24 protein-coding genes are annotated in these 26,682 nt (G+C 40.0%); 21 read left to right on the top strand and 3 right to left on the bottom strand.

Annotation, left to right across the window (positions count from 1 at the left end; all coding sequences use genetic code 11):
• Nucleotides 1–3 precede the first annotated feature (3 nt).
• Nucleotides 4–681: a hypothetical protein gene (locus tag I6J02_RS19650; RefSeq protein ID WP_201679461.1), complete on the bottom strand. Its 678-nt coding sequence runs from the start codon at nt 679–681 to the stop codon at nt 4–6.
• A gap of 12 nt (nt 682–693) precedes the next feature.
• Nucleotides 694–1,767: an NAD(P)H-dependent flavin oxidoreductase gene (locus tag I6J02_RS19645; protein ID WP_236582186.1), complete on the bottom strand. Its 1,074-nt coding sequence runs from the start codon at nt 1,765–1,767 to the stop codon at nt 694–696.
• Between the two features lie 634 nt (nt 1,768–2,401).
• On the opposite strand from I6J02_RS19645, the gene I6J02_RS19640 reads away from it, so the two are divergent.
• The 21 genes from I6J02_RS19640 (at nt 2,402) to I6J02_RS19540 (ending at nt 24,175) form a co-directional block, all read left to right on the top strand.
• Entirely contained in the window at nt 2,402–2,929 is a 528-nt protein-coding gene (locus I6J02_RS19640) for a hypothetical protein (protein ID WP_201679460.1), read from the top strand.
• A 112-nt stretch (nt 2,930–3,041) separates the two neighbouring features.
• The gene (locus tag I6J02_RS19635; protein WP_201679459.1) at nt 3,042–3,953 is read left to right on the top strand and encodes a DUF5106 domain-containing protein; all 912 of its coding nucleotides are present in this window, start codon (nt 3,042–3,044) and stop codon (nt 3,951–3,953) included.
• A 5-nt stretch (nt 3,954–3,958) separates the two neighbouring features.
• Nucleotides 3,959–5,188 carry an MraY family glycosyltransferase gene (locus I6J02_RS19630; RefSeq protein ID WP_201679458.1) on the top strand — a complete coding sequence of 410 codons (1,230 nt, stop codon included), beginning with the start codon at nt 3,959–3,961 and terminating at the stop codon, nt 5,186–5,188.
• A 15-nt stretch (nt 5,189–5,203) separates the two neighbouring features.
• Nucleotides 5,204–6,166, top strand: coding sequence for an NAD-dependent epimerase/dehydratase family protein (locus I6J02_RS19625; RefSeq protein ID WP_201679457.1), 963 nt, complete (start codon nt 5,204–5,206; stop codon nt 6,164–6,166).
• A gap of 2 nt (nt 6,167–6,168) precedes the next feature.
• Complete coding sequence (locus I6J02_RS19620; RefSeq protein WP_201679456.1) at nt 6,169–7,695, top strand: lipopolysaccharide biosynthesis protein; 1,527 nt, start codon at nt 6,169–6,171, stop codon at nt 7,693–7,695.
• The gene (locus I6J02_RS19615; protein WP_201679455.1) at nt 7,692–8,681 is read left to right on the top strand and encodes a glycosyltransferase; all 990 of its coding nucleotides are present in this window, start codon (nt 7,692–7,694) and stop codon (nt 8,679–8,681) included. Before I6J02_RS19620 ends, I6J02_RS19615 begins: the two co-directional genes overlap by 4 nt.
• A gap of 37 nt (nt 8,682–8,718) precedes the next feature.
• On the top strand, nt 8,719–9,594 hold the full coding sequence (locus I6J02_RS19610; RefSeq protein WP_201679454.1) for a GT-D fold domain-containing glycosyltransferase: 876 nt from the start codon (nt 8,719–8,721) through the stop codon (nt 9,592–9,594).
• A 43-nt stretch (nt 9,595–9,637) separates the two neighbouring features.
• Complete coding sequence (locus I6J02_RS19605) at nt 9,638–10,636, top strand: glycosyltransferase family 2 protein (protein WP_236582185.1); 999 nt, start codon at nt 9,638–9,640, stop codon at nt 10,634–10,636.
• A 13-nt stretch (nt 10,637–10,649) separates the two neighbouring features.
• Entirely contained in the window at nt 10,650–11,954 is a 1,305-nt protein-coding gene (locus I6J02_RS19600) for a hypothetical protein (RefSeq protein ID WP_201679452.1), read from the top strand.
• A gap of 36 nt (nt 11,955–11,990) precedes the next feature.
• On the top strand, nt 11,991–12,644 hold the full coding sequence (locus tag I6J02_RS19595) for a glycosyltransferase (RefSeq protein WP_201679451.1): 654 nt from the start codon (nt 11,991–11,993) through the stop codon (nt 12,642–12,644).
• A gap of 57 nt (nt 12,645–12,701) precedes the next feature.
• Nucleotides 12,702–13,112 (top strand): glycosyltransferase, encoded by a 411-nt coding sequence (locus I6J02_RS19590; RefSeq protein WP_236582184.1) that lies wholly within the window; start codon nt 12,702–12,704, stop codon nt 13,110–13,112.
• 38 nt (nt 13,113–13,150) lie between these two features.
• Nucleotides 13,151–14,281: a glycosyltransferase family 4 protein gene (locus I6J02_RS19585; RefSeq protein WP_201679450.1), complete on the top strand. Its 1,131-nt coding sequence runs from the start codon at nt 13,151–13,153 to the stop codon at nt 14,279–14,281.
• The gene (locus tag I6J02_RS19580; RefSeq protein WP_201679449.1) at nt 14,278–15,426 is read left to right on the top strand and encodes a glycosyltransferase; all 1,149 of its coding nucleotides are present in this window, start codon (nt 14,278–14,280) and stop codon (nt 15,424–15,426) included. The genes I6J02_RS19585 and I6J02_RS19580 overlap by 4 nt, the downstream gene beginning before the upstream one ends.
• A complete protein-coding gene (locus I6J02_RS19575; protein ID WP_236582183.1) occupies nt 15,423–16,553 on the top strand; it encodes a glycosyltransferase in 1,131 nt (376 codons plus the stop codon). Before I6J02_RS19580 ends, I6J02_RS19575 begins: the two co-directional genes overlap by 4 nt.
• Before the next feature lie 12 nt (nt 16,554–16,565).
• Nucleotides 16,566–17,036, top strand: a complete 471-nt coding sequence (locus tag I6J02_RS19570) for a S24/S26 family peptidase (RefSeq protein WP_201679448.1) — start codon at nt 16,566–16,568, stop codon at nt 17,034–17,036.
• Nucleotides 17,036–17,311, top strand: coding sequence for a PqqD family protein (locus I6J02_RS19565; protein ID WP_201679447.1), 276 nt, complete (start codon nt 17,036–17,038; stop codon nt 17,309–17,311). The genes I6J02_RS19570 and I6J02_RS19565 overlap by 1 nt, the downstream gene beginning before the upstream one ends.
• Before the next feature lies 1 nt (nt 17,312).
• On the top strand, nt 17,313–18,413 hold the full coding sequence (locus tag I6J02_RS19560; protein ID WP_201679446.1) for a nucleotidyltransferase family protein: 1,101 nt from the start codon (nt 17,313–17,315) through the stop codon (nt 18,411–18,413).
• Complete coding sequence (locus I6J02_RS19555; protein WP_201679445.1) at nt 18,410–20,035, top strand: ABC transporter ATP-binding protein; 1,626 nt, start codon at nt 18,410–18,412, stop codon at nt 20,033–20,035. Before I6J02_RS19560 ends, I6J02_RS19555 begins: the two co-directional genes overlap by 4 nt.
• A gap of 11 nt (nt 20,036–20,046) precedes the next feature.
• On the top strand, nt 20,047–20,988 hold the full coding sequence (locus I6J02_RS19550) for a hypothetical protein (protein ID WP_201679444.1): 942 nt from the start codon (nt 20,047–20,049) through the stop codon (nt 20,986–20,988).
• On the top strand, nt 20,985–21,788 hold the full coding sequence (locus I6J02_RS19545) for a polysaccharide biosynthesis/export family protein (protein ID WP_201679443.1): 804 nt from the start codon (nt 20,985–20,987) through the stop codon (nt 21,786–21,788). The genes I6J02_RS19550 and I6J02_RS19545 overlap by 4 nt, the downstream gene beginning before the upstream one ends.
• An 8-nt stretch (nt 21,789–21,796) precedes the next feature.
• Entirely contained in the window at nt 21,797–24,175 is a 2,379-nt protein-coding gene (locus I6J02_RS19540; protein ID WP_201679442.1) for a GumC family protein, read from the top strand.
• Between the two features lie 899 nt (nt 24,176–25,074).
• On the opposite strand, the gene I6J02_RS19535 is transcribed toward I6J02_RS19540, so the two are convergent.
• On the bottom strand, nt 25,075–26,673 hold the full coding sequence (locus I6J02_RS19535; protein ID WP_201679441.1) for a fimbrillin family protein: 1,599 nt from the start codon (nt 26,671–26,673) through the stop codon (nt 25,075–25,077).
• Nucleotides 26,674–26,682 lie beyond the last annotated feature (9 nt).

Genomic DNA, 26,682 nt, shown 5'->3' with positions numbered 1-26,682 from the left:
TTTCTATCCGGGTGTCACTTTTCCTTTGTCCTTTCTGACGCATCTGATTGTACTTCCATTGATCTCAAAGTAATCCGTTTCTACCCATTTCCAGCTTTTTTCTTCACGCATATTGTAGCCACTGACTATAAAGCTTACAACTAACTTATCCCCGTCCTTTTTAAAGGATATTTCATCAAATGTATTTTGTACAGTTGCTCCGTCCGGAATAGTAGGACATCCCTTTAATTCTTCCAGAACAGTTTTATCTTCGTTGAACCACTTTTTGAGAAAATCAATATGCTGTTCAGAACACTGATATCCCAATTGAAGGGCGGTCAGTATTTTGCATTTCAGATTACTGCGGTCGTCTTTATAGGGGCCGTCCCACTGGCATTCATTTCCTATAAAAGTCGCTACATAACCTATTGCAGCACGTTCAGGGTCCGAAAGACTTTTTGCAAGATCCTCATTGATCCTGATCATATTGAATGTGTCTTTTAATTCTTCATCATACTGAGGTTCCCGCCATAGAAACTTCTGTTCTGCGGTCTGTGTAGTTTTACTTTTTGCAGCGGGAGCTGGCAACGTGTCTTTTGATATAATTGTGGTGTCAGTATTTGTTTGTGTCTTATCCTGTGCCGGACGTGAATTGCATGCAAGCAGACAAATGGAGATAAGTATATAGTATATATTTTTCATCGATAATATTAATTACACATCTTGGGATTCGACTTCGCGAATCAGGTTACGTAGTATATCTGCTGTAGAAGCTGTGCTGAACGAATAAGGTGACTGACCGACCCATATACTAACGAGGTCAGGATTCTGGCTGGCTTTTGATGCTAACCTCAAAGGTGCGGTCAATTTATTCTGATAAGGATAAGGCAGTATATTTTCGGATTCTTCTGCTTCTTTAGAAAACAGATTACGAATGCCACGGGCATATCTTCCTGTAAAACTGTTGGTCAGGACAACATCCCTGCTTTTCAGCTGTTGTAAGCGTTCTTTTTCAAAGGGTTTTAAGATACTTTCCTGACTCGCGAGCAGCATACTCCCGATCTGAAATCCATGAGCTCCCAATGTATGTGCCGCTCTCAGACTGTTGGCATTATAGATGCCACCTGCGTAGATGACAGGCACACGAACATGTTTTCTTACCTGACTTAATAGAGAAAGTCCACCAAATAAGGGAAGGGGATCATCCAAAAAACTTCCTCTGTGTCCTCCTGCTTCTATAGCTTGGATGCAGATTATATCTATACCTGCGCTCTCTAATGCAAGAGCTTCATCCAGGCTGGTACATGTACCAATAAGTATAGTTTCGTTATGTTTGAAAAGGGATATCGTAGAATCGTCAAGATTTCCGAAGGTAAAGCTTACAACGGGGCATTTTTCCTGCAGAATTACAGCAACCTGTTCATGATAATCGTGGAGTTGCAACTCATCCATGTCCGGAATTTCAACCTGCAAATTATGTTTTCTTGCCAGATCTTGTACAAAAGACCGAACGGTATTATATTTTGAAACGAGCTGATCTGTAACAGGTGGGATAGTGTGTGCAAAGAAATTGACAGCAAAGGGTTTGGATGTTAGTACTTTTGTTTGACGAATAGCTGCTAAACATTGTTCTGCAGTAAGATCTCCGAGTGCCAGCGAGCCCAGACACCCTGCTGAAGAAGCGGCGGCTACCATTTCAGGACTGGTTACGCCTAACATCGGAGCCTGAATAATGGGATAACTTACTCCTAATCGTTCTGTAATCTCATTTTTCCATTTTATAAGCATACGATTCTTTTTAATGATTATTTCCCTGCCGGACGTCAAAATAAATCTGAATAAGTATAAAAACATTACGCTGATTCTGTAAGAACAGTCTGTACTACAGGTATATTTTATACTTCTAAAATTACAAAGAATAGCTTGAATTGAATATAAGAAAACTTCCTGCTTTTTGATTAGAACGTATTGCTTCTGTTTTCTGAAATAATTTAACCTGATATGCTGTACTAGTTTGCATTGCTGACACTATAGTGATATTGATTTATTATGAGGAATAAAATATGTCACGGAGGAGTGTTTTTGAAAATTTATATTGTATTTCGGTAAATTATTTTAGTGCTTAATTGGTGTTAAGTGCTGGTGTATGTAAACTTTTATCTACAATTAATTTTTTGAACGTGTAGATGTCCGTCTACATTGCATTTGACTATTGTATCTGCGAACGTGTTTTTTGAGTTTGTGTGTTTGTTATTTTATTGCCTGAAAGTAAAACTGTCTTGTAGTCTATCTATCTTTGTATTATAACTTTTAATAATCCGACTATATGTAGTGTTTCTGAACACACTTAAAAGTTATTTATTTGATTTGGCACTAACGAACGAAAATCAAGAAAATTATTTATTAAAATAAGTTTAGGGATATGAAGTATTCTTTATTGAACAAACACGATGTCGTGCAAAAAATTGTATCGGGAGAACTGTTATTGAAAGAAGCTATGATTGAGTATGAGATTAAGTCGCAAAAAACTATTATAAGGTGGCTTGACGAATATCAACGTAAGCAACGTAAAGAGGACAACCAAAAGGTAGACCAGGAAAAAAATTGCAAAATATGTTCTGAATTATCATCTCGTATACTGCCTGTAAATCTGCTGAGTAACTTCGAATTAGTAAGGGTGGAAGAAAAAGAGAGGGCCCTGTACTTCTATCTGGAAGAATATGAAAAAGCTCCCAGAGGTTTTGAAAAAGATTTATTGATACCTAAAGGTTTTTTGGATTCTATAATTATTCAGGATTTTCCTATCCGTGGCCAAAAATCTTTTATGTGCCTCAGACGCAGAAAATGGATAGTGGACGGCGATAATCGAATTATCTATAATAAATGGGAGGATTTCAGCACGCTGATAAGAGTTACTAATGAGTTTGGGGAATATATGAAAAGTGAATAAATATTACTCACGAATGAGATATATCAAAAGGAATATGAAATTTACAAGTTTACTCTCTGTTATTTCTCTGGCAATTTCAATGGTTATTTGTGTTTCTTGCGTAAATACCAATATGAAAAATAAAGAGGGGGAAGGTGACATGGGTACTGATGAAAATTCTCCTGCAACATCTTCTGCAGTATCGGGTAAAAGCTTTATTGCTGGTTCGTCTATTAGTCAATTCTGGGACAATTTTGATTTTCATAATGAGCCGATGTATAAGAAAAACGGAGAGCAGGCTATGGCTGATTTTATAGGTCTTTTCCCATCTTCTTCTGACGCTGATATTGAGAATTCAGTCTTTAAGATGTTAAGCAAAGCGCAAAGCAACCCAAAGGCCTTTCTCTTTTTTCAGGAACTGTATCGAAAATATCTTTACGATCCGAATTCTCCTTTGCGGAGTGATCTGTATTACGAACCTGTATTGAAATATCTGATCAGTTCGGATCAGGTGTCTGCTACTGATAAAAGTACCTATAAGCAACTATTAAAAACCGTTCAAAAGAACAAGGAAGGTACTCCGGCCTCACCCTTTTCAGTTACCCTTCAATCAGGCAAAGTTGTAAAGCTGCGTGATATTGAATCCCCTTATCTGTTGGTTATGTTTTATGAACCTGATTGCAACAGCTGTAAAGCCACGATTGCAAAAATGAAAGAAATACCCGAACTGAATACGTTGATCGATCATAAAAAATTATTGAAAGTGCTGGCCGTCTATGCTGTGGGGAATGAAGAAATATGGAAGGATTACTTTTCTGAGATGCCCGCAAACTGGTTGAACGGAATAGATAAAAACCAGCATATCCTTACTCATAATCTCTATGATCTGAAGGCAGCTCCGACTATGTATCTGTTAGACCAGGATCAGCGTGTACTCTTAAAAGATACGGATTTAGGGCATCTGTTATATTTTCTTACTACTAATAACCTGCTTTCATTAAATGCTCGTACCGCTAAATTAAAGCATAGTGACCTTAAAAAATAAGTTAAATGGAAATTTTAATTGTATTTGTTATTCCTTTTGTATTAGCTGTACTTCTGAGTAAGTGGATTATCCCTTACATCATGTTGATTACTTATAAAAAGCGATTGTTTGATCCTGTAGATTCCCGTAAACATCATCAGCGTATTATTCCACGACTGGGTGGAGTCGCTTTTGCTCCTATACAGTGCTGTGTGCTGGTGATCACTTTAGTGGTGATTTACAAAATGGGATCTTATTCGCTGGATCTGAATATTGATGTCAAGTCCTGGATTATTGTCCCGATGCTGATGATGCTGGTTTGTGGTTTGGTTATTCTTTTTTTGGTGGGCATTGCAGATGACCTTATCGGGATGGATTATAAATGGAAATTTATCACTCAGTTGTTCGTTGCCTCCCTTCTGCCTGTATCGGGGCTGTGGATTAACGATATGTATGGTATTCTGTTTATCACCTCCCTGTCTCCATGGGTTGGGATCCCGCTGACCCTATTTGCGGTCGTACTTATTATCAATGCCGTTAATCTGATGGATGGATTAGATGGACTTTGTTCGGGTGCTGTGGCCATAGGTGCTGTTGTATTGGGATCAATGTTTATTTTTTATGGTGCCTGGTTGCATGCCATGTTTGCCTTTATTACAGCCGGAGTGCTTCTTCCGTTTTTCTATTTCAATGTTTTTGGTATTGCGCATCGTCGACGTCAGATCTTTATGGGGGATACGGGGAGTCTGACACTGGGGTATTCCATTGCATTTCTGGCCATCAGCTTTGCAATGAACAATTCTGACATTAAGCCTTTCTCTGAAGGTGCTATAGTCGCAGCTTTCTCTACGCTTATTGTCCCTGTTTTTGATGTGGCCCGAGTGATGTTTATCCGCTGGAGAAACAAAAAGCCTTTATTTAAGCCGGATCGTAATCATTTGCATCATAAGTTGTTACATGTAGGGTTGTCGCATCGTCAGGCCATGCTGGTCATATTAGGTATGGCATTGTTTTTCTGTCTGGTCAACGGGCTGGCCGTACATTACATCAGCAACAATATTGTTGTACTGGCAGATATTGTGCTGTGGATCTGCTTTCAATATGCATTTGATAAAATAGGAAAAATCAAATCAAAAAGGCTGGTAGATGATCGTGCACCGGTATTAGAAAATAAGGGTATTGGGGAAGAAAAAATAGGAACAAGTACAACCTTATACCAAAGTGCAGATGAACCGTTCAGTATGTCTTCAGAATAACAAAAAGATTTAGAGATGAAAATAGTTATAGTTGGAGGTTCCGGTTTTGTAGGAACACAATTGATCGATCTTTTAGTAGAAACTACGGCTTACGAACTTGTCAATATTGATAAGCAGGAGAGTAAAAAACATGCGGATATCACGTATGTAGGAAATGTGCTTAACCGGACTTTACTCTGCAACCGTTTGTCAGGAGCAGACCTGGTGATCTTACTGGCAGCCGAGCACCGGGATGATGTTACGCCTGTTTCGTTGTATTATGATGTGAATGTCCAGGGGATGAAGAATATTTTGGATGCGATGCAGGCTAATGGAATTAAACGTATCCTTTTTACCAGTTCTGTAGCCATATACGGGCTGGACAAAAATAATCCGGATGAGTCTTTTGATGCAGCTCCTTTTAATCATTACGGAAAGAGCAAGTGGGCGGCAGAGCAGGTCTTGCAGGAGTGGTACACATCGCATAAGGACTGGAATATAAATATTATACGTCCTACAGTAATTTTCGGAGAAGGAAACCGGGGCAACGTGTATCATCTGTTGCATCAGATTGCTACCGGAAAATTCAGGATGATAGGGAAGGGGAACAATCAGAAGTCTATGTCCTACATCGGAAATGTTATAGCCTTTATCCGATTTCTGGCAGAGGAGAAAAAGCAGGGCTATAATGTCTATAACTATGTCGATAAGCCGGACTTTACAACGCAGGATCTGGTATACCATACAGGCCGTATTCTGAATAAAAATATTCCAGCTACACATATTCCTTACTGGTTGGGCATGTTGGGAGGATATGGTTTCGATGTATTGGCCTGGGTGACCCGTAGAAAGCTTACTATCAGCTCGGTACGTGTGCGGAAGTTTTGTGCTGTTACCCAATATGATTCCTCCAAGGCGATGTCATCTGGTTTTGTACCGCCATATACGATGGAAGAGGGATTGAAAAGAATGTTGGATGAAGAGTTTGAAAAATACTAAAAATGGATAAACGGCAGTTTTTTATTAATCTGATATCAAATTTATTAAGTGCATTTACAGGAGTAGGTGTTTCTTTTTTTCTAACCCCTTATATCGTTGAAACATTAGGTAAAGATGCTTATGGTTTTTTTCCGTTGTCCAGTAATTTCGTAATGTATACTGGCATTATAACTACAGCATTAAACTCTATGGCCGCCAGATTTATAACAATGAGTCTGGAGAAAAAAGATGTGCAGAAAGTGAACGTCTATTTTAATTCCGTACTGTTTGGGAATTTTATTATTTCAGGCCTTTTCATGCTGATCAGTATTGTTTTCTGTCTTCTTATTGACGTTGCTCTAGATATCCCGGTTCCTTTAGTCTCTGATGTACGGCTACTGTTTATCCTGGTCTTTTTGAGTCTGATTATAAATGTTTCCAGTTCTGTTTTTTCTATAGCTGCGTTTGCTTTGAATCGGCTGGATAAGATCGCTTTTTACAATTTTGTGATCAATATTCTGAAATTATTGGTTACAGTAATTTTATTCTATTTTTTCACTCCGCGGATCTACTTTTTAGGGGTTGTTGTTCTAATCAATGCAGTCTACTTTTTTTATGTTAACTATCGGAGCACCAGAAGATTGTTGCCCGAAGTGCGTATCAGTTTAAGTTTGTTTTCCTGGCCGGCTGTATTTCTGCTGGTTGGTTCCGGGATATGGAATTCGGTTATGAGTTTGTCGAATGTTATTAACACACAATTGGATCTGCTGGTAGCCAACCGTTTTTTTAATGCATCTGGAATGGGACTGTTGTCGCTGACAAAATTTGTTCCTACAGCCATTCAACTTCTTCTGGGGATTGTTGTTCCTGTCTTTCTTCCCGAACTTATTAAAGCATATGCGGCTAAAGATGAGATTAAGTTTAAATCCATTTTATCTTTTTCTTTTAAAGCGGTCTTTCTGATTGTACTGGTTCCGCTGGCTGTATTCTTTGTTTATGGAGAAGAGTTTTTTCATCTCTGGCTTCCCGGACAAGATTATCGTACGCTTTACTATATTTCTATACTAACCTTAATTCCGGTGGTTATCAACTGCACTATTGATACGATTTATCATGTATTTGTAATTACCAACAAGCTGAGAATGGCCTCCTTTTGGGGCATCTTTATCTCCATTGTTAACCTGATCCTTGTTATAATCTTATGTCGCTACAGCCATTTAGGTATTTATTCCATTCCTTTAGCATCCTTGATCACTGGGGTATTGAGCCACGTTACTTTTACCCCTTTATATGCTTCTTACTGTCTTGGAGAAAGCCGCTGGTATTTTCTGCTCCGGATAGCAAATGGTTTATGGGGATTTGTATGGCTTGTGGCCCTTACTTATCTGTGGAAGTATTTAAATGTTATCGCTATAAACTCCTGGCTGAGTTTTGTTGCGAACGTATCTTTAATCGGCGGCGTTCTGTTTATCGTGAGCTTGTTTATGAAATTTGACAAGGATAAGTTGGTTTTGATTTTTCAAAAGTTTAAAGAGCGTTTTAGTTTATGAGAGAAGAAGGACTGCAAGTTTCTTTAATAGTACCTGTATATAATGCCGGGGAAACGCTGGAACGATGTCTGGATTCGATCCTCCATCAATCTTATGTCAGTTTTGAGCTGATTTTGGTTAATGATGGTTCCAAAGATAACTCAGCAGATATCTGTTTAAAATATTCGGAAAAGGATGATCGTATTCGCGTTATACATCAGGCAAACGGAGGAGTAAGCCGGGCAAGAAATACAGGCTTGGATATCGCAACAGGTTCCTATGTTACTTTTATAGATTCGGATGATAAAATTGAAGCCGAATATCTGAAAGAGTTAATGAAATGGAGAGATTCAGATCTGGTCTTGTGTTCTTCAGCAACGTTTCCGGATAACCGTAAAACTATATTTTCCGATGCTGTCTACAACTCTGTAGATGATATTGCCCGATGTCTGAGTAGCACTGTTATTTCAGGATTTACCTATCCCTGGGGAAAGTTGTACCGCAATAGTATTATCAAACGGGAGCAGTTAAGATTTGATTGTGATCTTTTTAGCGGAGAGGATACGCTGTTTAATAATAAATATCTGTTGTATATCCACTCGATAACACTCTCTTCTTATGAAGGTTATATCTATACACAAGGACGAACAGGCCAGTTGTCGGGAAGGGCGGTTACTTCGGGTTATCTGCTTGCCGCATCGACACAAATAAATGCTACCTATTCGGCATTAGAGAATAAGTATCATGTGGATTTAAAATTTGCAAAGTCGGATTTGATTCAATTTTATCTGCACCGCTATATTTCTTCTTTATATAATGAAGGGATCACAAGTATGGCCGGCAAGCTTAAAGATATATGTGAACATGGTCTTGTTCATGAAACATTTTATGAGAATTACCGGAGCCGCAAAGGTAAAGTGCAGCTTATGTTTGACTTTCTGGCGAGGTCAAAATATTATTATTTACTAGCAGTTTTCAACAAGACCGTAGGTCGCTTCTTTTTTTGAAAAGAGTGCCTGCATGTTAATTTTTAAAATATAGAGAATGAAAAATTACCTGATAAAAATATATGTATTGCTGATGTATCCGATAATTAGGTTCGTCTGTCCGTTTCCTAAAATTGCCAGCAATGGTGAGACTTTGGCAAGTGTTATTAAGTCGAAGCGATCTGTTGCCAGATTTGGTGATGCAGAACTTCATATGATTAGTAGTACGGAACATTCTGGTTTTCAGAATCTTGATTCGGTTTTGTCTCAACGGCTGAGAGAAATTTTAAAGAGCAATATGGATAGCTGTATGATTTGTTTAGCCCCAGGTCTGTCCAGTGTCAAAAATTTCGGAGAAGAAGGAAGAAAGTTCTGGAAACATTTTACGGTTTTTCACTACAGGAGATATCTGAGTTATTTAGACTTTGAGCGCACATATTACAATGCAAATATAACAAGGCCATACATGGATTATAAAAATAAAGCTGGTGTATCGGTCTTTTTCGATGGGATAAAAGAATTGTGGAAAGGTAAGCGCGTGTTGCTTGTCGAAGGCAATATGAGTCGTCTCGGTATGGGAAATGATTTGTTTGCAGGGGCTGAGTCTGTTCATCGAATCATCACTCTTTCCAGGCAGGCTTTCTCTTTGTACGATCGTATTCTGGAGGAAGTGTCTGTAGTGGCAATGCAATATGATTTGATCCTTATTGCTTTGGGAGCTTCTGCTACAGTATTAGCCTATGATTTGAGCAAACTGAATGTGCAGGCAGTCGATATCGGTCATATCGATATTGAGTATGAATGGTTTCTACAAGGTGCAACCTCCAAAGTTAAAGTGGAGGGAAAACATGTCAATGAAGTTTCTGAATCGCTGACGGAAGAAGAAACGCAGGATACTATATATCGTTCTCAAATAATCAAAAGTATATTCTGAAATCATATTCCATATAATCGTATTCCCCATTATAATGACACATATGTATAGCCCTTTAGTATCGATTATTATTCCTGTGTACAATGCTGAAAAGACATTACAATACGCCTTTGAATCTATTATGAAACAGACGTATAGGTACATGGAGATCATATTGATCAATGATTGCAGTACAGACGGCAGTGATACCGTCTTGACCCGATATATGGAAATACTAGAAAGCCTCCAGATATCTGTAAAGTATATGATCCATGCTCAAAATCAGGGTGTGTCAACAGCTCGTAATACGGGGCTTAACAATGCCACCGGTGATTACATATACTTTGTGGATGCGGATGATACACTGGATGCCGATGCTATTGAACTTCTTGTCAGAGAGGCTGTAAGGTTTGATGCAGATATTGTGGGATGCAATTGGTATCTGAGTTTTACAAAGAATGAGCGCAGGATGAATCAGCCTTCTTTCAATACCGCCTGGGATGCTATTGAAAAAATCCTGCGCGGTACTATGCGATGGAATCTTTGGTTGTTTATGGTTAAACGTTCGCTTTACGAAAAAAATCAGATTCGTTTTATTGACAGCAAGAATATGGGGGAAGACTTGTTGATGACGATAAGATTATTTAGTTGTGCCGGTGTGGTGTGTTATGTAAACCGTGCACTTTATCATTACAGCCAGTCCAATGCAGAATCCCTGACCCGGGTTTCCTCAACAGATCATATTCCTGATGTCACGACCCATGTCGAAGAAGTGGAGGCTTGTCTTTATGCCAGTGTATATAAAGATATACCGGATTTGGAGAATCTGCTCCGCCATTTGAAGTTACATATAAAACTTCCCTTACTGATCTCCCGGAGAAAGTCAGATTATAATCTTTGGCGAGGTTGGTTTTCAGAAGTCAATGCTTATGCAACAGCTAACCCGAGTTTGTCCTGGCGTATCCGTTTGCTGCAAAGTGCTGCCGTGAAAGGCCACTACTGGTTTTTACGGATGCACTACTATTTGATAACCAGGCTTGTATATGGCGTTTTATACCGGTAAAAGAAATAGTCAGATGGAGGCATTATATACAAAACGAGTTTCTATATGGGCAGGTAGTCTGTGCACCATAGTCATGAGCTGTTATTTTTTTCCTTTTGGTTTTAATTTCTTTATGCCCAAAAGCTTCAATACAAAGATTGGGTTTGCGGTCATAGGCGCTTTAGTGCTTGCTTACAGATGTATTGTGTCCAGAGAAATTGCTATCGATAAGGAACTGATTGCACCGCTGTTTTTTGTGGTAATGTTTAGCCTCATTTGTTTTATTGCAGTAGATTATAACTATACAAGTGACTATACGTACGCGACCTATTTTCTTTCCTTTTTTACCTGGCTTAGTGCTGCGTATAGTACGTATTGGTTTATACGCATCTTTCATAAAAAAGTGACGTTCAAGCTGCTGGTTTTTTATCTGGCTTGTGCCTGTGTGCTACAATGTGCGTTGGCCTTACTTATCGATAATGTAGATGCTGTTAAGCTCATTGTTGATCAATATATTTCACAGGCAACTATTGCTGATTCCGACTTTCTGAATGAAGTGAAACGCTTATATGGAATAGGAGCTGCTCTTGATCCTGCAGGTACCCGATTCTCTATTGTTTTGCTGGCTATAGGTGCTGTATTGGCTAAAGATATTTCGGCTGATAAGAATAAATGGGAGCCTTTTTTTTATTGGGGAGCGTTCTTCTTTATCAGTTTTGTAGGCAATATCATTTCCAGAACGACCATCATCGGCATGTCAATGGGGCTGTTATTGTATCTGATAGACTCTCGAATTGTTGGTTCAGAGGTAAAGATAAGTAGGCTGAGATCTCTGGGCATAATGGTTCTGATATTAGCATGCGCAGCATTGACAGCTATTTACCTGTACAGTAATGATGCTGATATGAAACAACTCCTACGGTACGGATTTGAAGGTTTTTTTAACTGGTTTGAAAAGGGAGAATGGGAAACCGGTTCTACAAATTTACTGATGAATGCCTGGATCTGGCCGCATGACAGACAGGGCTGGATTATCGGATATGGATTATTTGACAACTGGGTTTTTGGAACAGATATCGGTTATTGTCGTTTTGTACTGTATTGTGGCCTTACAGGGATGTTAGCTTTTTCTTTGTTTTTTGTTTGCAATACCTGGGTCTGTAGTTATAAGTTTCCCAGTCGTCATCTGTTTCTTTTACTGTTACTGTTGCTGTGTTTCATAATCTGGGTGAAAGTTTCTACAGATCTTTTTTTGATTTATGCCTTATTATTCTGTTTGGAAAATGAAACGGCAAAAGATTCATATTCAGTTGAAAGCAAGTATAACTATTTCAGCTGAACCGGCAATATCAATGTTTAAAACAGAAAATAAAAAATGAAAATAGTGTATTGTATAAATAATACCTGGTATGCAGGCGGAATGACAAGAGTTCTTGCCAATAAAGCTAATTTTCTGTCAGAAGAGGGGCATGAGGTATTTATTGTGACCGTGGATCAGCTTGACAACCAATCCTATTATCCGCTATCCGATAAAATACAGTATATAGATCTGAATATAAATTATTTTAAGTACGATCAGAAGTCATCTCCGATAAGATGGCTGGGATTCATAAGAAATCTTCTGTTACACAGAAAGCGATTGAAAAGAATTCTTAATGATCTACATGCGGATATTGTCATATCTATGTTTAGAAAGGATTTCTATTTTCTGCCAACAATAAAGGACGGCAGTCGTAAGGTATTGGAGACGCATTCGTCCCGATTCACCTGGCAGTATAACAGACAAAAGAATCGAATATTAGGTAAGGTTCGGGATTTTATAGATATCCGGATTATCAGGAAGTATGACAAATTCGTTGTATTGACCCATGAGGATAAACCCTTTTGGGGAAAACTGAAGAATATAACGGTTATTCCGAATGCAAATACATTTGAACCAGTAGAATCGTCCCGTTTAGATCAGAAAATTGTACTTGCCGTGGGGCGTTACAGCTATGAAAAGAATTATTCAGATCTGATAAAGGCCTGAAGCAGCGTACATCAGCAATTTCCTGAATGGAAACTGAAAATAGTAGGTGATGGCTATTTGAGAGAAACGCTACAAAAACAGATTGATGAGTTGCATCTGAGCCATACTGTCGAACTGACGCCTTCAACTCTGGATATTATGAATCTCTATCTCCATAGTTCCCTTGTTGTGCTAAGCTCCTATTACGAAGGACTGGGTATGGTCTTGCTGGAAGGACAGGCCTGTGGAGTTCCTCTTATTTCCTACGCCTGTAAATGTGGTCCCAGGGATATTATTACGGAAGGCGAGAATGGCTTTTTGGTAGAAGTTGGAGATACAGATGTGTTGTCAGATCGTATCAAAATAATGATCTCTGATGAGGGGCTGCGAGTTAAAATGGGGAAATCGGCCAAAATTCATTCCCGAGAATTCTCAGAGAAAGTCATAATGGAGAGATGGTTAACGCTATTCAAGGAACTGAGTAATTGATAAGGAAATATAGATGTAATGAAAAATAACGGACTATTATGATTATAGTATACTGTATATCAGGAACATTTAACTCCGGAGGAATGGAAAGAGTACTGACCAATAAAGCAAATTATCTGGTACGTCAGGGATATGACATCAGTATTATTACAACAGATCAGAAGGGGCGTAAGCCTTACTTTACTTTAGATCCCCGTATAGATCAGCATGATCTGGGCATAAATTATAAGGATGATCTGGACAAAGGACTGTTGACCAGAGTGATCACATATTTTAGAAAACAGAGAAAGCATAGAAAGGCATTAAGCACTTTGTTGAAAAAGCTGAATGCTGATATTGCAATATCCATGTTTGACCATGACGGATCTTTTTTACATAAAATTAAAGATGGCAGTAAGAAAGTGATGGAGATTCATTTTTCTAGGTTTAAGCGTATACAATACAACAGAAAAGGCGTATGGAAATGGATCGATCTGTTTCGTGCGGCAGAGGATTTAAATATTGTAAAGCAGTACGATAAGTTTGTAGTCCTCACGCAAGAAGACAAAGAGTATTGGGGAGATATACATCATATGACCGTTATACCTAATGCCAACAGTTTTGTGACAGATCAACAGGCGCTTTTGGAAACAAAAAATGTGATAGCTGTCGGACGCTACGATTATCAAAAGGGCTTTGACAATCTGATCCGTATATGGCAGCAGGTTCATCAGGTTCATCCGGACTGGATGCTGAATATATATGGACAAGGCCCATTAAAAGAGTATTTGCAACAGATAATTGATGAATTAAAACTGTCGGAAGTCATCCATTTATGTGCGCCGGTCAAGAATATTGAACAAGAATATCTGAACAGCTCCATGTTGGTCATGACTTCCCGTTATGAAGGTTTTGGTCTGGCCTTAACAGAAGCTCAGACTTGCGGATTGCCCTTGATTGCTTATGCATGTAAGTGTGGACCAAGAGATATTATCCGAAAAGGTTATAATGGATTTTTAATAGCAGAAGACGATGAAAGGAATTTTGCTGAAAAAATAAATCTGTTGATAGAAAACGATAATCTGCGGAGGGAGATGGGAAAAAATGCAGTAGAAATGTCACAACGCTACTCTGAAACAGTAGTTATGCAACAATGGTTGAACTTATTTAACGGGCTTTCAGGTCAATGAAGAAGACAATCGTCATATCGGCAGTAAATCTGGTTGAAGCAGGAACTTTAGCAATACTTAGGGACTGCTTGCAGTATCTCTCTGCTTTAGCCGAAAGCGGGGAATACAAAGTGGTGGCTGTTGTACATAGAAGAGAACTGGCAGATTTTCCGGGTATAGTATACATAGAAACGCAATGGCCAAAAAAACGATGGATCAACCGGATATGGTTTGAGTATGTATCCATGAAAAATATCAGCAGACAGCTGGCTCCGGTGTATCTGTGGTTTTCGCTTCATGATACCTCTCCAAATGTGATTGCGGAGCGCAGAGCGGTGTATTGCCACAGTCCGTTTGCCTTCTATAAATGGAAATGGAAGGAACTGTTCTGGACACCAAAGATTGTTCTTTTTGCACTGTTTACACGGAATATATATGGCCTTAATATTCGGAAAAACCGATATGTTGTCGTACAGCAAGACTGGTTTAGAAAAGCGATGCAAGATTTGTTCGGATTGGATAAGAGACAGATAATTGTTGCTCCTCCCCCGGCTTCCAAAACGTTGGAACAGGTAACAGCAAAAGATTGCAGAGTTATTTTTCCGAAATACTCTTTTATATATGCTGCATCCCCAAATAGTCATAAAAATTTTGAAGTGATATGTCGGGCAGTGGAAGAATTGGGAACCAGATACAGGCACTTAAATTTCAAAGTGTATATCACCGTCAAAGGAGATGAAAATGCCTACGCACGGTGGTTGTATAAGAACTGGGGAGAACGTTTTGACTCGCTGGTATTTGCCGGATTTCTGACAAAGAATATATTACTGGACTATTACCAGAAGTGTGACTGTCTTATCTTTCCTTCCAAAGCCGAAACATGGGGTTTACCTGTTTCCGAGTTTGCAGCCTTTCATAAGCCGATGTTACTGGCAGATCTTCCTTATGCGTATGAAACCGCTTCAGGAAGTGAGAAAACTGCTTTTTTCGATCCCCAGGATTATACCCGGTTAAGTAAATACATGTATAGTCTGATCCACGGAGAGAGTCATTTTCTGAAACCTCTGGCTAAAAAGAATATAGAAATGCCCACGGCAGGTTCGTGGGAAAGTCTGTTTACGATCCTGTTGTCTGCGGATCAGAATGAAATGAAAGAGAGTATATGATGGATAAAATAAACATATTACAAGTTGGCAAATTTTACCCCATTCGGGGAGGAGTAGAAAAAGTGATGTACGATCTGATGTTAGGTTTGTCTTCACAACAGATCTCCTGTGATATGTTATGTGCAGCAACTGAAGATTATCCTGCCGGAAATATTGTCCTTAATAAATATGCTAAAATAATGATCATGCATACCCGGTTTAAGTTTGCTGCAACGATGATTGCCCCAGGTATGATCAGCACCTTACGTAAAATAGCCAGCAATTATGATATCATCCACATCCATCATCCTGATCCGATGGCTAGTCTTGCCCTTTTCCTGTCTGGATACAAAGGAAGGGTAGTGCTACACTGGCACAGCGATATTGTAAAGCAAAAGACACTTCTCAAGCTCTACAGTCCTTTGCAAAACTGGATCATCGGACGTGCAGATCTTATTGTCGGCACAAGTCCGGTGTATGTCCGCCAATCACCTTTTTTAGCACAGGTACAGCACAAGGTAGATTATATTCCAATCGGAGTACTTCCGATCATCGCTGATGAATGTAAAGTATCAGAGCTTCGTAATAAATATGCAGGAAAAAAAATTGTCTTTTCACTGGGACGTCTGGTAGAATATAAAGGATACGAATATCTGATACGTGCCGCAAAGAAGCTGGACAGCAGCTTTCAGATTGTAATCGGAGGCAAAGGGCCATTACAGGATTCCCTTACTAAGCTTATTCAGGAACTTGGAATAGAGGATAAGGTACAACTGGCAGGATTTATATCTGATGAAGAGTTGCCGGCTTATTATGAAGCGTGCGATATCTTTTGTCTGAGTTCTATTCAGAAAACAGAAGCTTTTGCTATTGTACAGATCGAAGCTATGTCTTGCGGGAAGCCAGTCATATCTACGGATATTCCGGGATCGGGAGTGAGCTGGGTCAACAAAAATGAGGTATCCGGTCTAGTCGTTGATATTGAGGATGCAGATCAGTTGACATTTGCAATAGAGGAAGTGTGTGCGGATGAGAATCTTTGGCAAAAATTGCAAAAGGGAAGTAGAGAGCGTTACGAAGCTATGTTTACAAGGGAGTCTATGGTAGAACGTTGTATGAAGCTGTATCAACAATTATTAACAGATTAAGGTCGTTGGGATATGTTAGTATCAGATGAGAAAAAGTACAGAATAGCCAACGAACTATTTTTTGAGCAGGTAAGGCAAATCCTGGGAGAGAGTCAGACAGTCCGTATTACAGTCGCAGGAAACAGCATGCTTCCTTTTTTACAGCCGGAGGATCAGGTTGTTTTGAAAAAAGCAGAGAAAACAGATTTGAAGACAGGAAAGATTGTTTTGGCTTTATGGAATAAATCCTACATTCTGCACCGTATTGTATGGAAAGAAAAGTCTGCCAAAAAAATCAGGCTAGCAGGAGACGGTAATCTGGCTCAGGTAGAAGATGTGCACATGTCCGATATCATAGCTGTAGTTGTGAGAGGCTATCGTGGTGATAAAGAAGTTTGTGTGAATTCAAATCTGCACATGTGTGCAGCATTTATATGGTATAGATTGCGTTTTATACGCCGTGTATATAACAAAATAAAGACTATAAGAGAGGAGATAAAATAATGATGAAATTGAGAACAGATATTCGTTTGAGAAAGATCGGAGAGGAATACATTATAGTAGACCCCGGGCAAGGGATGGCAGATATGTCTAAAGTTTATACCCTTAATGAGACGGCCGCTTTTGTTTGGAATGAACTGAAGGATCTCGAATTTTCAGATGCTACGATTGTAGAGTTATTACTGGATAACTACGATCTGACTCCTGAAACAGCACAAGAAGATGCTAAAAATCTGATTCGGAATTTGCAGGACGAAGGTTTACTGATGGAAATCTGAAATGGTAACGGACAGAATAACAAATGCATTCTTTACGCTTTTGCGTTCCGGTCTCTGGAATACTTCCATTGATCAGGATACTTCATTTCCTTTATCCGATCAGGAATGGGAAGTGCTGTACACGATGTCTGTAAACCAAACGGTAGAAGGAATCGTATTGGATGCATTACAACATCTGGATACCTCGTTTCATCCTCCGAAAACTATTTTGCTTAAATGGGTAGTGAGGGTAGAAAAAGCTGCACAGCATAGTACACTTATGAATAAGGTGATCAATGAGCAATTCGCTTTTTTTCGGCAATACGGTATTGAGGTTGTTTTATTAAAGGGACAGGGGCTTTCTACCTTATACGAGAATCCGGAAAGCCGTATCAGTGGGGATATTGATTGGTATTTTCCTGATCAGAATGATTATGTCAGAGCAAATCAACTGATAGCGGATATGGAGATTGTAATATCCGAAACAGCAGGGTATAGTGCATGCTATTTATGGAAGGGAATGGATATAGATCATCACCAACACATCTTCGATATTCATAATCCGTTTTGCAAATCGTACCTCAGGAAGCTGGAAAAATCAGAATTCAAAAACAATATACATGTCCGGATGGAAGATAGAATCTGGTTGATGCCGGCACCTGTATTGAATATTCTGCAGGTCAATACCCATATCCTGAAGCATCAGCTATCTTTTGGAATAGGTATACGGCAATTGTGTGATGCTGCACGTATTTACTATGTACATCATCACTATTTAGACGGAGCTTATCTTAAAAAGATCTATACTAGAGTAGGAATTATGAAATGGATATATCTGCTTCATGATATATTACACCGGTACATCGGACTTCCGCAAAAATTTCTGCCTTTTGATACTAGACTAAAGCGCTCAGCAGACTGGATGATGCAGGATATTTTGCAGTCAGGCAATTTCGGTTTTCACGATAGCAGGTATCAGGCGGATAGTCCTGCATCTGCAACACGTACAGATACGAAAAAGCGGTTGATAGGCAATTTTATAAAATATGTAAGATATGCACCCATGGAGGCAATCTCCTTTCCGTTGGTACAGCTTTATTCAGGATGGAGAGTTAAACAATGATATCTACAGGTCTGATCGGTTATATCAAATGGGCATCGTCCTTTGCAAAGAGTCAACGCTGGCAGCTGCTGTTATTTTTCTGTCTGGAACTGTGCGCTATATTCTTATCTCTGCTATTTGTTTACTGGTCCAAAAAAGCGGTAGATCTGGTGATAAATAAAGACACTGAAGTCTGGAAACCTGCACTTGTTTTTGCTGTAGGTAGCGTATTGCTGGGATTGCTAACAAGATTGTACGCAGACTGGCTCAATGAAAAAGTCCGTGCAAGGATGTTGATCGAAATCCAGAACAAAATTATTAAATCTCAAATGATGGCAGTGTGGAAATATGTCATGAGATGGAGTACAGGAGATATTCAGGTGCGTATACATTCAGATTGCCAGGAGATCGTACAGATGGTTGGTTACTCCTTTTTATCATGTATACTTACGGTCATCAGGCTCTTTGCTGCATTCGGGTTTTTATGGCTCATGGATCCCATGTTAGCCATACTTATTCTGGCTATTTCTCCTTTGTTTCTGTTTTCAAAAGTATATTTCAGACGCCTGAGAGCCTTGAACGCCCGCCAAAAGCAGACAGAAAGTGAGCTGGGACATGTTGTGCAGGAAAATATCCGTTTTCGGACATCCATACGAGCCTTAGGTATGCAGACGGTCCGTTGGAATAAAGTGCAGCGCAGTCAGGACAAGATTTACAGTCTTAAATTACAATTATTGAATTTTTCTACGTTTTCACAGGCTGTATTGAAAACAACTATCAATGCCGGATTTCTGATCACATTTGTATGGGGAATATACCAGCTCCATACCGCACAGATTTCTTTCGGAACAATGACCGCCTTTTTGCAATTAGTGGGTCGTATTCAGTCTCCAATAGTTTCATTAATGAGCTTTATTCCACGTTTTATCCGATTCAGAACTGCAACAGACCGGGTACAGGAGCTTCTGGAAGTGGAGACAGAGGAAGAAACCGATGCCGAATATATCTCTCAGCCGGAGTCTGTATCCCTGGAAAAAGTTGAATTCAGATATGAAGATCAGCTGATTATCAATAAGCTGTGTGTGCAGATAAAGGCTGGTAAACCTGTAGCAATTGTCGGTACCAGTGGTAAAGGAAAGACGACCTTCATCCGTTTATTGCTGGCATTGATACAACCTGACAGTGGTGAAATCCGGATACATACAGCACATAGTAGTTATTTGCTTACAAACAGACACCGCGTCAATATGGCCTATGTACCTCAGGGTGATAAATTGTTCAGTACTACTATTCGTGAAAATCTCATTACAGGTACAGAAGAAATCACTGCAGCACAGATTCATAAGGCCTTATATCTGGCCTGTGCCGAATTCATATACGAGCTACCCGATGGATTGGATACTGTAATCGGGGAATCCGGCTATGGATTGTCAGAAGGACAGGCACAACGTATAGCGATTGCAAGAGCTATGATGGGCGCATCCGGTATCTGGCTCTTTGATGAGATCACTTCCGCATTAGACGGAGAGATAGCACAAAAAGTGTTCAGCCGTCTGACAGAGGAGGGGAAAGATAAAATAATGGTTTTTGTTACGCATGATCTTAAGTTGGCACAGCAGTGTGATCAGCAGATCTATATATAATCCTGAGTAATATGAATGATACTACATATAGCTGTCAGCAGACCCGAAAGACCGTTTACTTCCGGATAGCAGGTCATACGCTCAAAATGATTGTACCCGTCAGTATAGATCTGCAAAGGTCACTTCCTACATTCTCCGGATTTTATGAAGAACCGGGAGAAGAGACATTATGCCGTATGACTGTAGAAATTACGGAGTCTGCTGCTGCAATGGAAGTGGGTGAATTGAAAATGCTGAGTAATATATCTATCGTATGGCAGGATAATTTTCAATTTGAAGAAGCGGAAAAATGTTATGTCACCACGGTCAGAAGCGAATTAAACGACCACCGGTGGCTGATGTACAGTACCAAAGATTTTGCACATTCGGTGATCCGTGTTGTTCGGGAAGAACTGTACTCCACATCCGTGTTGAGCTGGTTGCTGATGGTGATTTACGGACAAGCTATTTTGCCTTATGAGAGTCTGATGTTGCACGCCTCTGTAGTGGAAAAGGACGGTCGTGGCTTTGCATTTCTGGGTAAAAGCGGCACAGGTAAGAGTACGCACAGTCGTCTATGGATAAAATATCTTCAGGATACGGCTTTGCTCAATGATGATAATCCTGTAATTCGAATCTTGCCTGACGGACAAATAATGATCTATGGATCGCCATGGAGTGGAAAAACAGATTGCTATAAAAATAAAGGTATACGACTGCGGAGTATGGTGCGGCTCAATCAGTCCGGCTCCAATATAATGCATTGGAAATCCGGAGCAGAAGGACTGATTACCGTGTTGCCAAGTTGTTCTTCTATCCGTTGGAACAGAATCCTCTTTGACCACATGACTACTACGTTGGAAAAAATTGTACAACTCGTACCTATAGGTGTACTGGATTGTCTCCCGGAAAGGGCTGCAGCTGAAATATGTTACATTGAAATAATTAACAAATATAAAATTACTGAAGAATGAAAAGACTGATTTTTGGATTAATGCTATGCAGTGTCATATTGTTAAACTCTTGTCTGTTATCTAAACGAATGGCTTATGTACAGGATATGGTACCTGATTCTGTATACAGAGTTCAGATAGCTCAGGCGACCCGTATTCAGAAAGGAGATCGACTGGGTATCGTAGTCAGTGCCAAAACCCCGGAACTGGCGATGCCTTTCAATATTGGGGAGAGTACCTATAGTATTACGGAAAAGGGAAATATAGCAGCCACCGGAACAGCTACTGGTGGAGCAAGTCTTACAAAAGGCTATCTCGTCAATCAGACCGGAGAAATAGACTTTCCGATATTAGGAACCCTAAGAGTCGAGGGGATGTCCATGGAAGAACTTAAAGAGTTTATCCGTAAAAGGCTGATAGATGGCAGACTGATCAATGAACCAATTGTACGAACGGAACTGCTCAATTTTAGAGTCAATTTAATGGGCGAGATAAACAGAGTAGGCGTAATAGATGTGCCGGATGGTGCAATCACTCTTTTTGATGCCGTCTCACGGGCTGGAGGGCTGACCAGCAATGGTGCGCCAAACAAAATAGCTGTCATTCGTGAAGAAAATGGCGTCAGAAAGATGACCATCAATAATATACAGTCTGAAGAAGTATTCAAGTCTCCGACCTATATTCTCAAACAAAATGATATTGTGTATGTCATGCCACGCGGAGGTACCATGGGAGCTAAAGAACAGCAGAGCTGGCAATTTCTTTCCACCGGAATAGGATTAGTAAGCCTCCTTATTTCTACACTTATTCTTCTCAAATAACAGTTGATATGAATCTTACAACACAGGACAATTTAAAAACAGAAAAATCGGTCAATATCATCGACCTGTTTAAATATCTGACTATACACTGGAAATGGTTTGTACTTTCCGTGCTGCTTTTCGGTGGCTATTATTATTACCAGTACAGCCGTGCCGCCTATATGTACAGGAGTTCAGAAATGGTCATGATCAAGACCCCGATGAATACTCCTTCTACTGCTCGTATTACCAGGACCAATGCTGCTTTTAATTCGGTGAGTGTAGCCGGAGAGATGTTACAATTGAATTCAAAGGAATTGATGAGGAGGACGATCGATCGTCTTGATGCAGATGTCAGTTATACCGTACGTAAGGGTCTGAGAGATCAGGAACTGTATACCAATAGCCCGGTAAAAATTACCTGCCTGAATAAAAAGCCGGATCAAAGCTTTTCATTTACACTTACTCCACTGGATCAGAAACATGTATTGCTCCAAAAATGGAATGGCGCAGCCAAAGATAAAGAACTCAAAATAGAGCTTGATAAAGAGGTCAATACACCTGTTGGCCGGATTATAATTACTGCGACCAAATATTTTAATTCATCCGCTTTGGGTGAGGATATACAGGTAAACAAGTATACACGGGAAGCCATTGTAGGCATGATTATGGGCAATCTCAAGATCCAGCAAATGGAAGAAGATGCCTCTCTGCTGCAGATCACACTGGAAGATCGTTCTGCCGTCAGAGCAAGTGATATTATCACCACGCTGATTACGGTGTATAATGAATTTTCGCTCGAAGATAAAAATCAGATTGCCATCAATACAGCGCAATTTATCAGAGAAAGACTACAGATTATTGAAGGTGAACTGGGTAATGTGGAAAACAATATTGAACAGCTTAAGACGGCCAATCAGGGAGTAGATGTCAATGTTGCCGGAGATATGTATCTGAGTGAATCCAAACAATATCAGGGAGAAAGAAATAAACTGGAAACAGATATCAAACTGGTAGATATGATGCGTAGTCATCTGGATAATAAAACAAAGAAAAATGAGCTTATTCCCAGCAATACAGGTCTCGTAGAAGCCAATATAGAAAGTCAGATTACTGACTATAACAGTACATTGCTGCGCAGAAACCGATTGGTAGAAGGTAGCAGTACCGAGAATCCTGTTGTGCAGGATATGGACAGAGCATTGGGAGCTATGCGAAATAATATAGACCGGGCTGTAGATAATGCAACAGACGGTCTTCGGGTAAGGATGCAGAAGGCAAGACAGGAAGAGCAACAGGCGAGGGGGAAAGTAATACAGATTCCACAGAAACAGAGAATCATGCTTTCGATAGAAAGACAACAGAAAGTAAAAGAAGAATTGTATGTGTTTCTGCTCAATAAGCGGGAGGAGAACGCATTGAACAAAGCCATGACGGATGATAATATTCGTATTATTGATCCGGCATATGGTCCGGACACACCAGTCTATCCTGTACGTTTCAAGAAAGTAATGACCGGTGTCGGAATAGGTATGGTGCTGCCTGCAGCCGTACTGTTGTTTATGTTGATATTCAATACCGGAGTAAGTGGCAGACAGGATATTGAAAGTGTTCTGGATATTCCTTTTCTCGGAGAGATACCGCAGGCCGGAAAGATCAAATCTGATGATAATGCTATACTGGTCAGTAAGACGGGACGCGATGTGCTTACGGAAGCATTCCGTATCATCAGAACTAATATCGGCTTTATGGCGGCAAACGGTAAGCCCCCTCAGGTGATTACGTTTACCTCCTTTAGTATCGGTGCCGGTAAAACATTTACTGCACTCCATCTGGCCGCTACCTTGTCTTTTCTGGACAAAAAGATATTAATATTAGATCTGGATCTGCGTAAAGGAACAATCAGTTCCCGACTCCATATAAAAAATACATTGGGAGCAAGTCATTACCTGTCCAATAGTAATGTTTCCATAGATGATACCATCTGTAAAAGCGGAATAGCGGACAATATCGATATTATACCTATCGGTATCGTCGCTCCCAATCCCGTAGAATTGTTGTTGAGCAAGCGCTTAGATGATCTGGTGGCCGAACTCCGAAACAGGTATGACTACATAGTCGTGGATGGTGTGCCAGCCGGACTGGTGGCCGATGCCAGTATTGTCAACCGGATTTCGGATCTGACCATATTTATGATACGGGCAGGTAAAATGGACAGAAGACAATTACCGGATATTGAGAAAATACGTAATGAAGGTAAACTGTCTAATATGTCCATCATTCTGAACGGATTAAAACACGGAAGAAGAGGATATGGCTATGGTTACGGTTATGGCTACGGCTACGGATATGGCGATCAAAAGAAAAGCAATAAGCTCTCTCTGTTTTGGAAGAAGATCAGAAGTTGATTGTGTAAGTTGATAAGGTTTATAGAGTTGATAGGGTGAAGAAGTGATAAGGTTAGAGAGGTTTAAAGCGTCAGTTGGCGTCCCCGCCAACTGTTTATGTAACATATACGACTGTCCTTTTGTTTAAAAACAAGAGGACAGTTTTTTATCTGCTGCTGCACGCGTGCCGCGTGTACCTTTACATCTTGTTATAATTGTTTAAAGCACACGCCACAGGCGTGCCCTAGCGAGATTGATAGGTGTTCTTATAATAACTCTCTCCTTTCAGGGAGAGATGCCCGAAGGGCAGAGAGGTTGATTGTGTAAGTTGATAAGGTTTATAGAGTTGATAGGGTTAAGAAGTGATAAGGTTAGGGGGTATACTGTGATTCTCGTTTCTATGTTCTTATAATAATTCTCTCCTTTTCAAGGAGAGATGCCCGAAGGGCAGAGAGGTTGATTGTGTAAGTTGATAAGGTTTATAGAGTTGATAACAGGGTTAAGAAGTGATAAGGTTAGGGTGTATACTGTGATTCTCGTTTCTATGTTCTTATAATAACTCTCTCCTTTCAGGGAGAGATGCCCGAAGGGCAGAGAGGTTGATTGTGTAAGTTTATAAGGTTTATAGAGTTGATAGGGTTAAAAAGGGATAAGGTTAGAGAGGTTGAAAGCGTCAGTTGGCGTCCCCGCCAACTGCTTATATAACATATACGAACTATCCTTCTGTTTAAAAACAAGAGGATAGTTTTTTATCTGTTGTTGCACGCGTGCCGTGTATACCTTTATTGTATTTATAGCACACGTCACAGGCGTGCGCTAACGAGGGGCAATAGCTATAAAAAAACCGGAATCAATTTTATATTGATTCCGGCCGATTGTATAAATAGTGTAGTGTGTTGTTCGTTGTTTATATAGCTCAGCTACCTGTTAAGTACACAACGGATGTTGTAATACATACCGCTGAGTAGCTGATCAGGTACAGTTGGATCTGAGTTATGAACCACATATAGAGCAGCTGCCCGGAAATAAGAGTTACCTAACTTAGTGTTATCTGTAGTCCAGTAATTACCTGTAGTCCCCCCAATAGCTATTTGATTTCCATCGAAATTAAATTGTACCCACTTGCTGTTTGCATTCTGACGAAACCTGTTATATCCAATAGTAGCTGCCGTTGGTATAAAACTCTGTTTTTCTTCGTATGTATCAGAAGAATTAGCCAAAGGTAGTAAAGCTTCGAACTCAGTCCTTCTTGGCATACGCCAGGTATTTAAAGGAAGTACTTTTTTACAAGGATCTATCAAATTATTTTGATCAAAAACATTTGGATATGGTAAGTTAGCCATCCAGTTCCAGCCATCTGTTTTGATATACTGACTAATACTTTGTATTGGCCTTGGTATTACGTCCTCATCTCTTATCTTGTAGGTGTTATTTTCATAATACAGATTTCCGGTGGCCCAGTAGGTAGTACCTATCGGAGTGACATCCAGAATATTGATATTCGCAATTTCCTCTTTACCGGCTACAGGTAAAATAGTATTTGTAAAATCCACTGTTTTGTTTGTAGTACTTAATGGTCCTACGGTAAGACTGGCTACATTGACTTTAAAAGAAGGAATTGCAGTCGCTGTTGGTGTGACAGGGATTGTATAATACGACGCGGATGCAATGGTACCTGGGAGAGTAACATTAATACTTGATACATTGTGCTGCCCTGTTATAGTGTATGTCAGTGTACCATCTGTCGTATTCAGCGATACTGTACCTTTATTAAAATACGTAGCTGATCCGAGTGTAGCATTTAATGCCGAAATAGCATCGCTTCTTGAGCTGGCATCAAAGCGTACCGTTACCTTGGCCAGTGCATGCTTGAACGTAATAGGTACCTGTGTCTCCGTATTAGGTCCGCTACCAGCAGTACCCGGAACCAACACCGTTCCATTTGCGATCAGCAGGTCCTTGTCATAGGAAGGCGTAAATATAGGATTGGCCTCGTTAAGTAGTGGAGTTACAGTCGCAGCTTCGTTGTACGAATAGGCATACCATTTGTAGCTGCCTCCTTTTACAACATCGATTTTGGCTGCTTCTGTTTGTTGTCCGGTGGATGATGCTATCGCCTCTACCGAGCCTACTACTGCACCTGTTGCAGCATCCAGTACCACCACTCTGTACTTGTACCCGTTAGTCATATTAGCTGCTCGCTGTTTGCTATTATTCGTCGATATCTCCTGTGCCTTGATCGGGCCGGATGTCACTGATATCATTGCATTAATACCACCCAGATCCAGCAGCTGACTTTCACGGGCTGTATTGGATACCGGTACCGCAGACCTGCTTGATGTAGCAGCACCTGCATCCGAAGCTTCTGCAATTCCATTCACCGCAAATGATAATTGCGTGACCTGATCCGGTGGGATCTGTTTTTCTGTTTCTTTTTTAGAACAACTGCTCAGGGTCAGCAGACCACATAGGATCAACTGTGTCCATATCATTGTTTTCTTAGTATGTATTGTTTTCATGTGTTTGAC

Origin of the sequence: Sphingobacterium spiritivorum (assembly GCF_016725325.1) — a bacterium.
Taxonomy (GTDB): Bacteria; Bacteroidota; Bacteroidia; order Sphingobacteriales; family Sphingobacteriaceae; genus Sphingobacterium.
The sequence above is the reverse complement of the archived record's forward strand: the minus strand, read 5'-3'. Positions and strand labels throughout refer to the sequence as shown.

What these genes read in the sequence shown, in the direction of transcription:
- I6J02_RS19650 (WP_201679461.1), bottom strand. Translation starts at nt 681, where the DNA reads ATGAAAAATATATACTATATACTTATCTCCATTTGTCTGCTTGCATGC.
- I6J02_RS19645 (WP_236582186.1), bottom strand. Translation starts at nt 1,767, where the DNA reads ATGCTTATAAAATGGAAAAATGAGATTACAGAACGATTAGGAGTAAGT.
- I6J02_RS19640 (WP_201679460.1), top strand. Translation starts at nt 2,402, where the DNA reads ATGAAGTATTCTTTATTGAACAAACACGATGTCGTGCAAAAAATTGTA.
- I6J02_RS19635 (WP_201679459.1), top strand. Translation starts at nt 3,042, where the DNA reads ATGAAAAATAAAGAGGGGGAAGGTGACATGGGTACTGATGAAAATTCT.
- I6J02_RS19630 (WP_201679458.1), top strand. Translation starts at nt 3,959, where the DNA reads ATGGAAATTTTAATTGTATTTGTTATTCCTTTTGTATTAGCTGTACTT.
- I6J02_RS19625 (WP_201679457.1), top strand. Translation starts at nt 5,204, where the DNA reads ATGAAAATAGTTATAGTTGGAGGTTCCGGTTTTGTAGGAACACAATTG.
- I6J02_RS19620 (WP_201679456.1), top strand. Translation starts at nt 6,169, where the DNA reads ATGGATAAACGGCAGTTTTTTATTAATCTGATATCAAATTTATTAAGT.
- I6J02_RS19615 (WP_201679455.1), top strand. Translation starts at nt 7,692, where the DNA reads ATGAGAGAAGAAGGACTGCAAGTTTCTTTAATAGTACCTGTATATAAT.
- I6J02_RS19610 (WP_201679454.1), top strand. Translation starts at nt 8,719, where the DNA reads ATGAAAAATTACCTGATAAAAATATATGTATTGCTGATGTATCCGATA.
- I6J02_RS19605 (WP_236582185.1), top strand. Translation starts at nt 9,638, where the DNA reads ATGTATAGCCCTTTAGTATCGATTATTATTCCTGTGTACAATGCTGAA.
- I6J02_RS19600 (WP_201679452.1), top strand. Translation starts at nt 10,650, where the DNA reads ATGGAGGCATTATATACAAAACGAGTTTCTATATGGGCAGGTAGTCTG.
- I6J02_RS19595 (WP_201679451.1), top strand. Translation starts at nt 11,991, where the DNA reads ATGAAAATAGTGTATTGTATAAATAATACCTGGTATGCAGGCGGAATG.
- I6J02_RS19585 (WP_201679450.1), top strand. Translation starts at nt 13,151, where the DNA reads ATGATTATAGTATACTGTATATCAGGAACATTTAACTCCGGAGGAATG.
- I6J02_RS19580 (WP_201679449.1), top strand. Translation starts at nt 14,278, where the DNA reads ATGAAGAAGACAATCGTCATATCGGCAGTAAATCTGGTTGAAGCAGGA.
- I6J02_RS19575 (WP_236582183.1), top strand. Translation starts at nt 15,423, where the DNA reads ATGATGGATAAAATAAACATATTACAAGTTGGCAAATTTTACCCCATT.
- I6J02_RS19570 (WP_201679448.1), top strand. Translation starts at nt 16,566, where the DNA reads ATGTTAGTATCAGATGAGAAAAAGTACAGAATAGCCAACGAACTATTT.
- I6J02_RS19565 (WP_201679447.1), top strand. Translation starts at nt 17,036, where the DNA reads ATGATGAAATTGAGAACAGATATTCGTTTGAGAAAGATCGGAGAGGAA.
- I6J02_RS19560 (WP_201679446.1), top strand. Translation starts at nt 17,313, where the DNA reads ATGGTAACGGACAGAATAACAAATGCATTCTTTACGCTTTTGCGTTCC.
- I6J02_RS19555 (WP_201679445.1), top strand. Translation starts at nt 18,410, where the DNA reads ATGATATCTACAGGTCTGATCGGTTATATCAAATGGGCATCGTCCTTT.
- I6J02_RS19550 (WP_201679444.1), top strand. Translation starts at nt 20,047, where the DNA reads ATGAATGATACTACATATAGCTGTCAGCAGACCCGAAAGACCGTTTAC.
- I6J02_RS19545 (WP_201679443.1), top strand. Translation starts at nt 20,985, where the DNA reads ATGAAAAGACTGATTTTTGGATTAATGCTATGCAGTGTCATATTGTTA.
- I6J02_RS19540 (WP_201679442.1), top strand. Translation starts at nt 21,797, where the DNA reads ATGAATCTTACAACACAGGACAATTTAAAAACAGAAAAATCGGTCAAT.
- I6J02_RS19535 (WP_201679441.1), bottom strand. Translation starts at nt 26,673, where the DNA reads ATGAAAACAATACATACTAAGAAAACAATGATATGGACACAGTTGATC.